Consider the following 14,266-nt stretch of genomic DNA (forward strand, 5'->3'; position numbering starts at 1 on the left):
GATTTATTTTTATTGTGAAATCGATGTTAAACTTTGGTCAAGTTCAAGGGCCACTCAAACTCGTACATGCCCGACTCTAAATGAAGAACCTGTTTGCCCTGCTCTTCTCTGACCCATCTGACTCCCGCTGCTTGCAATACCGGCCTGCCTTGCTCTGTAAGCTGTTCCCGGCTGTGTACTGGCACATGCACATCTGCTGTACTATTAGCAGGAACTCGAATATGCCAATGTACATGGGTCCCTTCCAACCTCCATTTACTCTCGATGGTGCCATACGCCGATTTGTAGCTTGTGTTGACGAAGGTCAGATTGTCCGCAAAGTAAGGCCGAATTTCAAAATGCTTGAAACCGGGTGTTTGCACGGCTGGACGAATACCGCCCAATCCTTTGTAAAACCAGGCTCCGACACTGAGGAAGCAGGCATGAATGCGCGACATATGCGGATGCCATTGTTCCCAGATTGTCGTAGCGCCCTGATCGATCATATACCCCCAGCTGGGGAATGTCCGCTTGGATACGATATGATGGGCGATATCTTCCCTTCCATACTGCATAAGTGCATTCAACAGAAATCTCGTTCCAAAATGCCCCGTATCCAGATGTCCCTGACGCACTTCCATAATATCGTAGATCAAGGCATTTAGTACCCGCTGCTCTTCACCGGGAGGAACGATTTGCAGCAGCAAAGCAAAAGCGAGATAAGGCTGTTCGCCGTTGCCATATACCGCGTGCTCGCGATCATAAAACCGTTCATTGATGGCCTGCTTGATCTGCTCCGCCATTTGGCTGTATTTCGCTGCATTAGTATCATCGCTGACCATGACGGCAATTCGATGGGCAATCCACACATTCAAGTACAGGAACATCGAATTGAATAAAATATTGGATGGCAGATCAGGCCAATTTCCGCTTGCCTGCTCAAATGGACGCTCATCACCAGGATTGCTCGAACTGGAATCAAATGCCTTCTGCCAGTCATACGTGGTCATATCCCGGCGGGGGGCCACCCAATCACCCAGAAATTCCCATTCAGGCTGATGCGGATGGACCGCATAAAACTGCAGCAGATGGTTTTCCGTTTGCGATTCCAGGAAACCGATCCATTTCTGTATCGCAGGGTACTGTCTGCACAAAATCTCCTTGTCTCCATAGTAGACATACATATCCCACGGGATTAGAGCAACCGCGCTTCCCCACCCGGGCCCGCCGCCACTAAACCCGTGATACGGAGCGGCATGATAAATGCTTCCGCTCGCCTCCTCCTGCGCATCGGCCCAATCTCTCGACCATTTCGAATAAAAGCCGCCCATGCCATAATTAAACATCGCTTGTTCTGTTACCATATGGCCATCGCCGTATCCGATCCGCTCCCGGTGCGGGCAATCCTCGAATACACCACTGTGCATCAAACTTTTTTGTGTCCACCTGACCGCTTCTGCAATCTGATTCAGCATTTCGTCGGAGCTGCTGAAATCTCCATGATCTTCCACATCATCATGCACCCATTCTCCAATAAGCTGGTCCACTGCCGGCTCTCCCGGTAATCCTGCGACAGACACATAGCGAAATCCGTGATAGGTGAAGCTAGGACGCCAAATTTCGACACCTTCTCCTTTTAAAATATAACGATTCTCCTGGCCGTACACATTGTCTTCATCCAGTTCCCCTGAATCATGAATCAACTCGCCGAAACGCATACTCACCTCAGTGCCGCGTTCGCCTTCTACTTTCAGCACGACCCACCCTGAAAAGCAGCGTCCAAAATCGTAGACGACGTTGCCCGACTCTAGCCTCGTCATGGTCACCGCCTGAAGAGAACGTGTCACGCGCGTTGGCTCATGCATTTGGGCAGACAGCGCCTGTGTAGGCGACGGAAACTGCTCCGCAGTTACCCAACTGTCGGCTCTATCCGCGCGAAACCCGGGGCTGCTCCATCCTTCCTGTTCCAGACGGGCATCATACACTTCTCCACCGCTTTTGTTCCAGACGTAACTGCTAATCTGCATCAGCGGGCCAGACGACACTTGCCAGCTTTCATCCGTTATCCATTTTTGTACAGATCCGTCTTCGTACTCCACATGCAGTTGAACAATCAGCCGGGGCGCCGTGCCCCATTCCGTGTTAATCAGATCATTCTCCCGGCCGTACCACCCGTGTGCCAGAGACACAGCTACGGCATTAGCGCCCGTACGACAGTAGTCAGTCACATCATGCGTAACATAAAGCGAGCGTTTGTCATAATTCGTATGACCTGGATCAAGCAAATGATCGCCGACCTTCTGACCGTTAAGAAACAATTCATAATAACCAATTCCGCATACATATGCCCTTGCTCTCACAATCGGCCGGTCAGCCACATATTCCTTACGCAAAAGTGGAGTCGCACAATATGGCTGGGCTGCAGGCATCCCGATCCAGCGCGCCTGCCAATCTTCCGGTGCAAGCAAGCCCATCTCCCACCAGGCTGGGGCGCTAAAGTTCGTAATACGTCCTTCTTGGTCCCATATCCGCACCATCCACCAGCACTGCATGCCGGAAGTCAGCTTTTCCCCTGCATAAGCAATATGTACCGACTGATCGCTCATCACTTGTCCGCTGTCCCACAAATCCGCCTTGCCTTGACTTAATTGTCCTGCCGAGCTCGCTACCTGAATTTGATAGGCGCTTTGTCTGCTGCCTCTTGTCTGCTGTTCCCATATCCAGCTCAGTCTCGGCCGGTCTGCGTCAATCCCGAGCGGATTGCGTAAATATTCACATTTCAAATGACTTGGAGCCTTCAATTCCATTCTGCTGTCCTCCTGATACTCGTTATCGTTCTGCCTCAACTGCTGGTGATAGGCTTGAAAGGCTTTTGGACTCATGCCTGAATCCCGTTTGAAAACTTTATTGAAAAAGCTGATATCGCGAAACCCAACCTCTTTGCTGATTACACGCACTTTTTTATTGGATAGGGACAGCAGCTTCTTTGCACGCTCGATACGCAGCCGGTGCAAATACTGGATGACTGAAACGCCAGTCGCCTGACGAAACGACCTGGCAAATTGGCGTTTGCTGCAGGAAGCCATCTCCGCTAATTGTTCAACTGAGAAGTCTTCATTGTAATGATGCTTCATAAAGTCAATAATTCTTGGCAAATATTCAGCCGTTCCCTCCGATGTTTCCGTGACAGATGTACTCAGGCTGTCCTGATCCGTCTTCTCGGCATAACAACGGCTGATCCGGATGAACAGCTCTGTCAGCAGCAGCCGCAATAAATGGATATAATCCTTGCGTTTCTCCTCATATTCCTTTTCAATTTTGACGATCAGCCCCTTAATTTCTCCGATGGCCGCCGCATCCAGCTTCAAAATCAAACTCAATCTCGCTTCCTCGGACAGAAAAGGCTGTGCATAAAAAAAGTCCATTAATTCCTGTTCTGACATGGATGATTCGAACATAAAGATGGAATCCAGCATGGCCGGATCAATGAGCATATTGACGATTTCCACTTGTTCGCCGTAATCCAATTGATACGTGTGCGTATCGTTCGGGTTAATCATAAAAATATCACCAGGATAAATTTTATACTTAAACTGTCCGAATCGCCGGTAATTCACAACATGGGTAGCCGATCCGCTCCACACAAATACAAGCTCTATAAAATTATGGGAATGCAGCGGAACAGGTTCGAGATAATGATGCTGATAGCGAAAAAAATAAAAGGGGCGTTCCCTACTCAAGTTGAAACTTTTCGCCTTCATTTGATAGAGCTTGTCGTCCAACACATGGCCTCCGTTCCGAAGATAATGTGCTCATTATAGCATACGAATTTGCGGATTTGATTGGGTGATCGGGACATATGATTGGTGGATACGGATTTTTATAATGAGGATATGTTTTAGGCCAGCTGCTAAGCTGCTTACAGAGCTTGTCCGCCATCTATTTGCTTTGTTCACTCTTGGATAAGAACAAGCGCCTTGAGGGACAGCCAATTTTACGAAAAAAGACTTTTAGATTCCCAGTGTTTATGCGGGTTCTCAAACGTCAATTTCGTCAAAAAGGTAATTTGTCAACAGTCCCTTGCGGCGTCCTTTGATGAGCGTGTTCGTGACGTGGGAGCGTTGCGGAGGAAAGGGATAGTGGCGATAGGATAATGTGAGCTTCTTTCTGATTCCCTCGGAGGATGTTTTCTAATAAAATCAGCACAAAAGACCATACCGCAGGCGGCTATGCCGAACGGGTTGGTCCTTTGTGTGCTCGTAATGCACCTTGAAGACTTCAAGGGAGACAGAGATTGCCATTAAGGGTGTAAGAGCAAGCATTGACACGAGACTTGATGTCTTTGATTTAGGTGAAGCGGACAGATTAAAAAACTCGTAAAAATACATTTGGCTCAACCTAATAATCAGTGCTTGACAATCAAGCTAACATTCGATCGCGGTTAAATGCTACGAAAATGCCAGCTTTATAGCGGCTCGGTACTTGTCATAGCTACTTTCATATCGGCGAGGGTAACACGTGCGCTAATGGTCACTGCAGTCCGTTAGAAGCGGAAATCCAGTGAAATGAGATTGTAACGGTCACGGATGACTAAACTTGACCCACAACGCTTCCAGAAAAATGGGATTTCATATTAGCTCCATGTGAGCGTTGTTCAAGAGCGGAAAATATACTATTTTACCAATATATGATGAAATTTGATCTCTCCTCGTAGAGCCCCAGCTCTATTTTCTGTAAAAGAGCCGCTTTCATGTCGGGGGTCCGCGGCAAGCCATAGCTGTTTTTAGTAATTTTGTTCGTTCCCAGTGCTTTTAAAAGGGAAAAATTATTATTATTGGGCTCATTTGGATGTTTTTTATTTATATAAAATCAACTTAATTTCCAATATTTGATGTTTCCATAAAATTGGAAGCATAGTGGGGCAAGTTTAGTCACGGATGACCCTTACAGGCTGAAAAGGGGGCGATTGTGGGGAAAACCGCCTTCTAATGGTTACGGATGACCAATAGAATCGTGAATATGTAAAAATCTGCCTCTAAAGGTCAGCGGTGACCGTTAGAGACAGGTCCTTTCCGGATCGGGAAGATATCTTCCGTCGTTGTGATATACGGATTCTGCATCGGTCTATTCCTCTTTTGTTGTTGGGTAGGCCTTTCAACCGTACAGGATTGGCAGATGCTTTTCCAGTCTTAGCTATCCATTCATTTATCAAGCACTGATTGTGGTGTTGAGCCATAAATTTCAAGCAACTTCTATCTTTAATCAAGTGATTTCCTGGTTCCCCCTGACTGGTTAGTTTCACTGCCCGATATGGGCTACGAGACTAACCAGTCTTTATTTTATGGATATTACTTGCCCTCTTGTCATTTCAACTATGCCCTATGCCATCGGATGTTAATTCCTGCCGTTGTCATTAGTAGTATCAAGTAAAGCCGCATTAATACCATTGAGGAAGGCCATAGCGCTCGCTTTGATAATGTCGGTGTCCATGGCGCGTCCCAAGTATATTTTGCCTTGGTATTCGATCCGCAGGTTGACCCTGCCGATGGCTTCTTTCCCCCTGGACAGGCTGTTGATTTTGTAATCCTTCAACTGTACCTCCAGCCCTACTAATGATTTAATGACACTATACAGAGCATCAATCGGACCGTCGCCTACAGCACTTTCTTCAAAAATCTCGGAGCCCTTTTTCAATTTAACGGTTGCAGAAGGATTCAGATCATTGGTGACTACTTGGAAAGAAACCATCTCATACAGCTGGCTGTTGCTCTCCTCAAGGGAGCGATGATTGTTCACCAGGTAAAATACGTCGTGATCATAAACTTCTTTTTTGGCATCCGCTAAGGCAAGGAATTTCTGGAACAGACCTTCAAAGTCTTCGGCATCGCTCGTGTCAAAACCCATTTTCTCAACCGCATTCTTGAAGGCATGCCTGCCGGAACGGGCGGTCAGGATCAATTCCATACTATCGGCCCCGACCTCCTCAGGCGACATAATTTCATACACTTGTTTGTCTTTCAGCAACCCATCCTGATGGATCCCGGAAGAATGCGCAAAGGCGTTCTCGCCGGTAATCGCCTTGTTCACTTGCACATCCAAACCTGTCAAATGAGTTAAGAGCCTGGAGGTTTTGAATAGCTCCTTCGTATTGATTTGGGTGGTGCAATGATAATGGTTTTCCCTCACTCTGATCCCCATTACTACTTCCTCTAGCGACGTGTTGCCAGCCCGCTCACCTAGCCCGTTGATCGTGCATTCGACTTTTTCGGCTCCATTTTTGATCGCACTGAGTGTATTTGCCGTTGCGAGTCCAAGGTCATTATGGCAGTGTACACTAAGGATCACTTTCTCATTCAAGTTTTTCAGCCGTTCGTTTATTTTACGGATCAGCTCTCCGAATTCATCTGGAACCGCATAGCCCACTGTATCAGGCACATTAATGATGGTAGCCCCCGCTTTGACAACGGATTCGATTGTTTTCCACAAATATTCGAATTCCGACCTCGATGCATCCTCTGTGGAGTATTGGACTTGCGGCAGCAACGTTTTTGCATACTTAACCGCATCAACCCCCATCTGCATCACAGCATCTTTGGAGCGATTAAACTTTTTCTCTACATGGATGTTCGAGGTTCCAAGTACGATATGAATAAGCGGATTCTGTGCAAGCTTGATACTTTCATAGACGGCATCGATATCACTTTGCACCGCCCGTGCAAGCGCAGTAATGGATACAGTGTCTCCTACATTTCGGACAATTTCCTGTACAGCTTGGAAATCGCCAGCAGAAGAAGCTGGGAATCCCGCTTCGATGATATCTACATGGAGCCGTTTAAGTTGTTGAGCAAACTCGATTTTCTGATGTACATTCAATTTAGCGCCCGGAACTTGCTCACCATCGCGCAAGGTTGTGTCCAATACGATAATTTTACGGTTCATTTACAGTTCCTCCTAAAATGATTTTGGTTAGCTGCATACATGTATGGCTATTTTAGAACACAAAAAACCCCGTCTCTACGTATAGAGACGGGGTTTAACCCGCGGTACCACTCTAATTCATTTCTCACGAAATGATCTTCTTCGATGGCAATTACCATCTATCCCTGTAACGGTGGAATTCCGTCTAACCCTACATGTCGGGCAGCTGTTCATAGACGAGTTCAAAGCAATCGACGCCACCGTTTCTCACCAACCAACGGCTCTCTGAAGGGTCATTTCGCTCCTACTATTTCTAATCCTAACATTTGAATAATGAATTATTTTTCATAATAAAGCACTCCGTTGAATCTGTCAAATATTTAAATCTTAATATTTAAATTTAATATTTACATCCGTTTATGATAAACGCCTCATACAAGCGGTCCTTCTAATTTCTTATTTAATTTTAATTGAAAATGGACGATGTCTATTGCATTGTTTTTGATATATACGCGATAATCTCCATCCTCGGGAACCGTAATGTTCACTATACCCGTTCCGGTTGTGACGATTTCACTATACACTTTATCGGTGGAGACGGACATGATGCCAATTTCAAGCTCTCCTATCTCCTCAGATTGAACAGAAAATGTGATAGGCTCGCCTTTTTTCCATGCCATCTTACCGAAGTTATTGCTACGTCCAGCAGCCAGCCATATCGACAATTCCTTCCCATCCGATGTTCGAATTTGTCCTCCTTCAACTGGCGCTCCCTCTGATGCTTGGGCTTGCACCGGGTTCGCCTTCGACTGCTCCAGAGCCGGGGCAGCTTCACCAGCTTCACCATTGGCCATGGTGCCCGCCCGGATTTGCTCTTTTGCCGTTTCCTTTGGGGAACTGATGGCAAAAGCCGCTCCTGTTCCAATTGTGACAATAAGTGCAATGCTTAAGATCATAAAACCGGCCTTCTTTTTCCTGGAGTTCATAATTGAAAAAACACGAGTTTTCATCCCTTTTTGCCCTCCATAAAAGTTTGTTGTTAGAGATGTTTGGTACTTAGCTGTGTTTCTGACGACACCAATAATCGTCTCACCGTAATGCTTGCGCTGCTGGAAGCTTGCTCCTTCCAATACCCGTTCGTCACATGCGATTTCACACTGCGCAGCAATCGACTTTGACATCCTATATACAATGGGGTTGAACCAGTGGATGGCAGTTGCAAGCAGAACCAATGCTTTGTACCAGAGGTCGTTTCTCTTTAAATGAACCAGTTCGTGCCTTAGGATGAACGCCAACTCGTCGGGCTCAAATTGGGTGGTAGGCAGTAAGACAGCGGGTCTAATAAAACCAATCAACATAGGCGTTGTGATTCCCGGACAAATCCGGATACGTACACGACGCACAATTTTCATCTCGGCTTTTAAAGCATGGAATACGCCTACTATCTCACAATCCGTAACATCTTCGCTCCATCGATTGACCATTTTCATAAAACGCCAATATCTCCATGCTTGAAAAGCTAACACGACAATCATACCGGCCAGCCATACGCTTGCTATTGCCCACCACAGGACTGCAGATAAATCCCTGCTTGCTTCATGCACCACACCTGTAGGCAAAAAAAATCCGCTAGTCCCTGTAGGTTCAATTGTTGGCATAGCGGGTATTTTAACAGGCAAAAAAGCTGAATCAAAGCGTGGCCGAAAAGGGATCACCCACCCGACTACGATCACCAGCCAAATATAATATAGCCACTTAGCAGCATAACGTAGAGAGAAAAGACGCAGCGCAGCCATATAAGCTAGAGCTATGACCGACATGGCTGCCGAGCATTCCAGTAGTGTTAACAAAAATCCTTGCATCTCACTCCCTCTTCTCCTTTACCCACTTCATCAGTTCGTCAAGGTCCTTATCCTTCAATTTGTCGCCGTCATATAACGTGGCAACCAGACTGGTAAAAGAGTTTTCATGAAATCTTTGGATAAAATCACCTGTTTCGAACTTTAGATACTCCTCCTTGCCTACAAGCGGAAAATAAGTACGTTCCTTCCCGTTTTTTTCTGTTCGAATAAAGTCCCGCTCCACCAACCGCGAAAGCAGCGTGATAATCGTCTGAGCTCTCCATTCTTTGGCTTTTCCTAATTGTTCCATGATGATGCTCGTCGTAATAGGCGGCTGATTGGCCCATACCACTTTCATAATCTCAAACTCAGCATCAGGCAGCTTTCTTAACTTTTTCAAGGCATCATCCCAACCCTCTACAGTTTTCTACAATTGTCTATATCAATATTCTACAATCGTCTTAAATCCCTGTCAACTGCAGAAGATACATCAGGTTTCATCATCTACTTCTTCCCAAACAGATAACTCTTCAATTAAATCAAGCTCACCAACTCTTCTTAAATAGCTTTTCCCTCCGTCCACCCCTACTTTACCGCACTTGCATTTTTGGAAATCATGCGTGGTTTCTGACACCACCTCCTGCAAGCACTGCTTACACCTAACCTTGTTCACAAGAATCCTCATAGCCTACTTCTCCTATTTAATATGTATAAAAGTAACCATTTCGTCCAGCTGACAACACATAGAAGGCAAAAACTCCCACTCCAAATCCTCTTTTAACCAAAGTGTACTTTCAAAATAATCGACCACCTCCTGAACATGTAACAAAGAGACATATTCAGCTCCGAAAATGGTTATCTTGATCTTATGATCCTGACTGATCAGGTTCTTCAATTCGATTGCAGAAAAATTAGGGACTACCTTTTCCCGATTTTCCTGCAGCGTGAAGGTAAATTTTGCAAAATTCCATTTCTTAATCACTTTTGTTTCTGAATAATCGTTAAACCAGTTCAACAAATACTTGTACATTTTTGCAGGAAAATTCACATGAATGCTGTTTGGCGATGGCTTCAACTCTTCTGCACCAAGCAGATTCTCCTCACCTATCCTCTCCAAAATAGCAGCACATTGCAGCATTCCCCCAAGATGAAACGGTGCTGTGGGAGAAAAATCATGAAAGAAATCCGTATAATCATTCAACATGTAATCAGTAAAATTAGCTAACAAATTACGAACAGCTTGTTGGACTTGGATAACGGACATTTCAACCTGGTTAGAATCCAGCTCTAATAATTGAATCAATCGCACCGCCATCTTGATGTCAGCAAACAGATGAATAGATAATTCCCTCAAATTCAGATAATTCTCTTCCCGGCAATCTTTTATCCATGCAGAGTAACGTTTCAAGTTCTCTATTAGTCGTTTAAGCGCTGCCATATTCACTAAATATTCAACATCATCGGCAGAGAAATATGGCCGGCTCATCCTATCCCTTATGTCAGAATCCAGTTTAACCCCATGCTTTTCCAATTCAGCTGCCATAATCGCAAATTTTCCGGTTACTTCGTAAGTGTTTATACCTAGCAGTCTCAATCGATCAATCATTGCGGTCATAAGCTCACCATGCAAACGGTCGGTACATGCATTAGGACCTATATGACCTTGATTATATAATTGTGTGCTCTCCTTGATAAACCATATCCAATAAGGCACCGCCATGTTCACACTATCCATTGTGATGCTCCTCTCTGCCTGGTTCATCTTCCCAAAACAACATATCTACAACTTCAGGCATAAGCGGACTTAATTCATCATCAAACTTTCGGAAATCAAAAGCTCTTCCTAACGAGCACAGCGATTCCAAGTTATATTCTCTAGACAGAAGTGCCACTCTAGCCTCCTTGACTTCCGGCCGAGATGCCTCTCCCATGTGAACAATCAACAGACGGGAAGCTGTAAAAAAGAAATCACTAGCGATACATAGCGATGAGACTTCCTGATATTTCTTAGCTCGAACAGCCGCGTAAAATTGCCGTAATGCCAAATACTCTAAATGCTTAGCAACCGAATTGAATGCCTCTGCCAGTTGCATAACGCTTGTAACATAATCTTGAAATTCTTGTCTGAGTTCTTGAAAAATCTCCTTAATACGAACCAGTCTGCTGAAATATTGCTCTCCCAAGGCAAACAACGCTTTATACTGAGATACGTCAGCCTCTTGTAGTAGTTCAATGAATTGAACATTTCCTTGATTCAGCAATTCCAGTTCCTTGGTCAAATCTTCACATGGTAAATCTCCGCAATGGATTTCGCTGAGTAAATGATTCACGCTGGAAATCACGCTTTCGTAACTGCCCATCATCTGATCAAAGCTGTACTCTGCATACTCCATACGATTAATCACGACAGACAGATTTGCCCCAAAAACCGCAAGCTTATTCGCCTCATCCAACCATTCGTATTCCAAGCCTACGCTCCAAGTTAGGTAATGAATCCCATATTCGTGGTACGAATTTTCTACATATCCCTTGAGTAATTTATGCCTTTTTCTAAGCATCCACTTCTCTCCTTGTTCATGATGGGCCTTACATACCTAAAGCTTTTCGCAAGTATGCACATTGAGCAATGATGTCTTCCTCATCTCTCAAATCAATCTTGTAATTGCTAATATTTATCACATGACCTTGACGGGCATTCTGCTTTTTAGAAACTAGATACCAGTCGTGAGTCTTATGATCGAAATGAATCGTTAAAATTTTCCTGCCGCTCTTCCTATCCAGTGAGAAATGAAGTGTTCCTAATAGAGAAGAAGGAATTTTAAATATACAACTGTCATTGCGACATCCAAATACAACCCATTCTGTCTCATCTGAAAATGCTGAACGAAGACCAAACACGTAATCATCCGTAGACGGAGCGGATGCCGCGATAATGATTGGATCAGCTCCGACTTGATACAGGGATCCCTCTAAATAATGGATCGTCTCCCCGTTAAATGCCTTTGCAGAAATTTGATCTAAATAGGCTTGATACATTTTCATCATATGTAACTACCTCCAGATTATTAGATATAAAGGATATAAGTAATCTGCCGATTGGCGAGTTTTATTTCTAGTTGAGCTAAGTAACCTTGACAAACCATTTCCTTTTTTTGATAAGCTCGGCTCTAAGAGGGATAGGAGTGGAATCATCATCACGCTTCATGTACGGAGTTGGCAGATGGTCATGAGCAACGATCTCCCAAAGCTGCCCTGCTTCATCCAACAGCGTGGATCCGTAAAAGATCATATTTCCTTCTGAGCAGTTACAACCGGTGTACTGACCTTTTTTTTGCGTATTAATCATTGACATTTTTCATTCCCCCCATTAATTTGGTGCGATTGTAACTAACGTTAGCGCCACATTTTTTATTGCTTTTTAGTTTTCAAAGAACACTTCTCACACTCTTTACAATAACTATAATAGCAAAGTTATAAAAGTGGTGTCAAGCACCACTTTTATAACTTATTTAATATAAGTTCTTTCGAGAACAAAAAACACCACATAAGCTTTTGAGTTCCATAAGCTCATGTGGTGTTCATGCATAACGATTCATTCATTTGTCTAAATCCTCGACCATACCCTCAACTGATACAAGAATCATTTTAATTTTCGTAAGCAATTTGAAATCAGCAGCATCAAGGTGCAACGGGTTCCTGCTACCTGCTTCTGATTCAATGCGATGTATCGTATTTAGCAGTATATTTTGAATAGATTCTTTAAGTGGAACCTGGTGAATCGACTCCTCTGACTCGCTTCCCCCCATATACTGGTACACAGCTCTTCCGACATTCTCATAGCCTTCTTCTTTCTTCACCAGATCTCTGAGAGTGCCTGCATAATTCCCATGACTAAAAGTCTTTCCCGCTTGTTTCTCCACATATTCTTTAATGTCTTGCAGCTTATGCTCTTTTCTATCCGATAAAAGTTCTTTCACATAATATCTGATTTCATCGGCGCTGGAGCTGAATTTGAGCATATGATTCCCACCTCAAACTTTAAGTGATATACAAACTTTTCAACACTATTACATATTAGAACAAACTTTCAATAATTTCAAACTATTTGACTGAAAAAGCACAAATAAAGAATTGATTACTTGCTCATTAGAGCATATCTCAGGCTTGATGGTAAGAAAAAAATCTTTGACCGTTGAAGATTTCACGAACCTCTTGGAAACAATGAGAATGAGTCACGAGAAGTTTTTTGCCGAGAATCGGACAAGCTGGGACACCCATCTCGACCGGCTTGGCGATTACCTTAACGGGAATCCGCAATAATCACATAATTGGAGGAATGAAACCATGGAGCTTAAGCGCGCAGATTAAATAGGAATCGGAGCTGAACATCACTTGCATAGAGCTAAAATCATAAATTCAGCATAATCTCAATGCCATCCCGGCTTACAGATGATGTTAAAATAAATGGGTTGTCTCAAAAAGAAAAACACCGAATCGTTTGGCTAAAGTGAGAGGGTTAACCTTCACCTGCTGTACCTTCGGTGTCTTTTCGTCTTTGGCTAGGGGTACTTTTAGACTTGGGGCAATGCTTCAATTGCTTTCACATACTGCTCGTACTTGATTTCCCAACGCGCTTTTCGATCCTCGACAGACCCGCCGTCCAGCAGCACTTCGACGACCTCCAGACATACGTCCCAGCCGGCCAGATCTCTGGGTGTATGTGGTGTAAGCTTCAATATCGTCTCGATTAGAACGAGGCGGCACCCCTCCTGCTCCGGATAGAGCTCGAAACGAACCCTGTCTTCCCCCCACTTGTACTCCAGAACAGAAAGAGGCTTCAACTCTAGAATCTCCAGCTCCTCGAACGTGCCGTCACCCATGTCGAACTTGATGAACCCTCCCTCGCGCAAATCGTCGACGCTCAGCTCCGAGAACCATTTTGCCAGCTTTTCGTTCTCGGTTAACGATGCCCATACCTTCTCCGCCGAATGTTTCAACTGACGTTCGAACCGTGCCGTATAACCTTCCTTCGTTTGCTGTATCACCGCTAACATTGTCATCCTCCTCTTATTTACAGATAGCTCCCTGAATAGGAGGCTTCATGCTCTCACTGTACGCTCGCTTCCAACTACTCCTCTTCATCCAACTATTCCTCTTCATCCAAATGCTTCTCCAGCGCGTCCAGCTTGTTCGACCAAAACTGCCGGTAAGGCTCCAGCCACTGATCAATGTCCTCCAGCGGCTTGGCATTGAGGCGGTATAGATGCTTCTGCGCCTCCTTGCGCACCGAAACAAGTCCAGCCTCCCGCAAAATCCGCAAATGCTTCGAAATCCCCGGTTGACTCAGCGTCGAAGCGGCGACCAGTTCTCCCACGGAACGCTCGCGATCCCGGAGGCAGTCCAGAATAGTCCGCCGATTCGGCTCGGCCAGTACTTCAAAAAGTTTATCCGTCATCATATTGTTATATTACCACATAGTTATATTTCCCGGAAGTAATATACTGATTTTGCACCGCTTAAGCTCGCAG

Annotated in this window: 13 protein-coding genes and 1 other annotated feature; of the genes, 1 reads left to right on the top strand and 12 read right to left on the bottom strand. The window is 44.8% G+C overall.

Annotated features, from left to right (window positions below; all coding sequences use genetic code 11):
• Window positions 1-26: 26 nt before the first annotated feature.
• The 10 genes from J2Z66_RS28100 to J2Z66_RS28145 form a co-directional block, all read right to left on the bottom strand.
• Entirely contained in the window at window positions 27-3,761 is a 3,735-nt protein-coding gene (locus tag J2Z66_RS28100) for a family 78 glycoside hydrolase catalytic domain (protein WP_209976066.1), read from the bottom strand.
• A gap of 1,612 nt (window positions 3,762-5,373) precedes the next feature.
• Window positions 5,374-6,918 (bottom strand): 2-isopropylmalate synthase, encoded by a 1,545-nt coding sequence (locus J2Z66_RS28105; RefSeq protein WP_209976067.1) that lies wholly within the window; start codon window positions 6,916-6,918, stop codon window positions 5,374-5,376.
• Between the two features lie 80 nt (window positions 6,919-6,998).
• Window positions 6,999-7,227: a binding site (T-box leader), on the bottom strand.
• Window positions 7,228-7,328: 101 nt separating this feature from the next.
• Window positions 7,329-8,759: a M56 family metallopeptidase gene (locus J2Z66_RS28110; protein WP_209976068.1), complete on the bottom strand. Its 1,431-nt coding sequence runs from the start codon at window positions 8,757-8,759 to the stop codon at window positions 7,329-7,331.
• A 1-nt stretch (window position 8,760) separates the two neighbouring features.
• Entirely contained in the window at window positions 8,761-9,138 is a 378-nt protein-coding gene (locus J2Z66_RS28115) for a BlaI/MecI/CopY family transcriptional regulator (RefSeq protein ID WP_209976069.1), read from the bottom strand.
• Between the two features lie 90 nt (window positions 9,139-9,228).
• Window positions 9,229-9,423: a DUF7695 domain-containing protein gene (locus J2Z66_RS28120; RefSeq protein WP_446686406.1), complete on the bottom strand. Its 195-nt coding sequence runs from the start codon at window positions 9,421-9,423 to the stop codon at window positions 9,229-9,231.
• A 12-nt stretch (window positions 9,424-9,435) separates the two neighbouring features.
• Window positions 9,436-10,473, bottom strand: a complete 1,038-nt coding sequence (locus J2Z66_RS28125) for a hypothetical protein (RefSeq protein ID WP_209976071.1) — start codon at window positions 10,471-10,473, stop codon at window positions 9,436-9,438.
• Window positions 10,466-11,296, bottom strand: a complete 831-nt coding sequence (locus J2Z66_RS28130) for a hypothetical protein (protein WP_209976072.1) — start codon at window positions 11,294-11,296, stop codon at window positions 10,466-10,468. Before J2Z66_RS28130 ends, J2Z66_RS28125 begins: the two co-directional genes overlap by 8 nt.
• Before the next feature lie 28 nt (window positions 11,297-11,324).
• Entirely contained in the window at window positions 11,325-11,783 is a 459-nt protein-coding gene (locus J2Z66_RS28135; protein WP_209976073.1) for a hypothetical protein, read from the bottom strand.
• Window positions 11,784-11,859: 76 nt separating this feature from the next.
• Window positions 11,860-12,090 (bottom strand): hypothetical protein, encoded by a 231-nt coding sequence (locus tag J2Z66_RS28140; protein ID WP_209976074.1) that lies wholly within the window; start codon window positions 12,088-12,090, stop codon window positions 11,860-11,862.
• 244 nt (window positions 12,091-12,334) lie between these two features.
• Window positions 12,335-12,757: a hypothetical protein gene (locus J2Z66_RS28145; protein WP_209976075.1), complete on the bottom strand. Its 423-nt coding sequence runs from the start codon at window positions 12,755-12,757 to the stop codon at window positions 12,335-12,337.
• A 145-nt stretch (window positions 12,758-12,902) separates the two neighbouring features.
• Here J2Z66_RS28145 and J2Z66_RS28150 point away from each other — a divergent pair, with 145 nt between their 5' ends.
• The gene (locus tag J2Z66_RS28150) at window positions 12,903-13,058 is read left to right on the top strand and encodes a hypothetical protein (RefSeq protein WP_209976076.1); all 156 of its coding nucleotides are present in this window, start codon (window positions 12,903-12,905) and stop codon (window positions 13,056-13,058) included.
• Window positions 13,059-13,309: 251 nt separating this feature from the next.
• On the opposite strand, the gene J2Z66_RS28155 is transcribed toward J2Z66_RS28150, so the two are convergent.
• Together J2Z66_RS28155 and J2Z66_RS28160 are read right to left on the bottom strand one after the other, a co-directional pair.
• On the bottom strand, window positions 13,310-13,792 hold the full coding sequence (locus J2Z66_RS28155) for an SRPBCC family protein (protein ID WP_209976077.1): 483 nt from the start codon (window positions 13,790-13,792) through the stop codon (window positions 13,310-13,312).
• Window positions 13,793-13,884: 92 nt separating this feature from the next.
• Window positions 13,885-14,196: an ArsR/SmtB family transcription factor gene (locus tag J2Z66_RS28160; RefSeq protein ID WP_209976078.1), complete on the bottom strand. Its 312-nt coding sequence runs from the start codon at window positions 14,194-14,196 to the stop codon at window positions 13,885-13,887.
• Window positions 14,197-14,266 lie beyond the last annotated feature (70 nt).

It is taken from the genome of Paenibacillus eucommiae (genome assembly GCF_017874215.1).
Taxonomy (GTDB): domain Bacteria; phylum Bacillota; class Bacilli; order Paenibacillales; family NBRC-103111; genus Paenibacillus_AI; species Paenibacillus_AI eucommiae.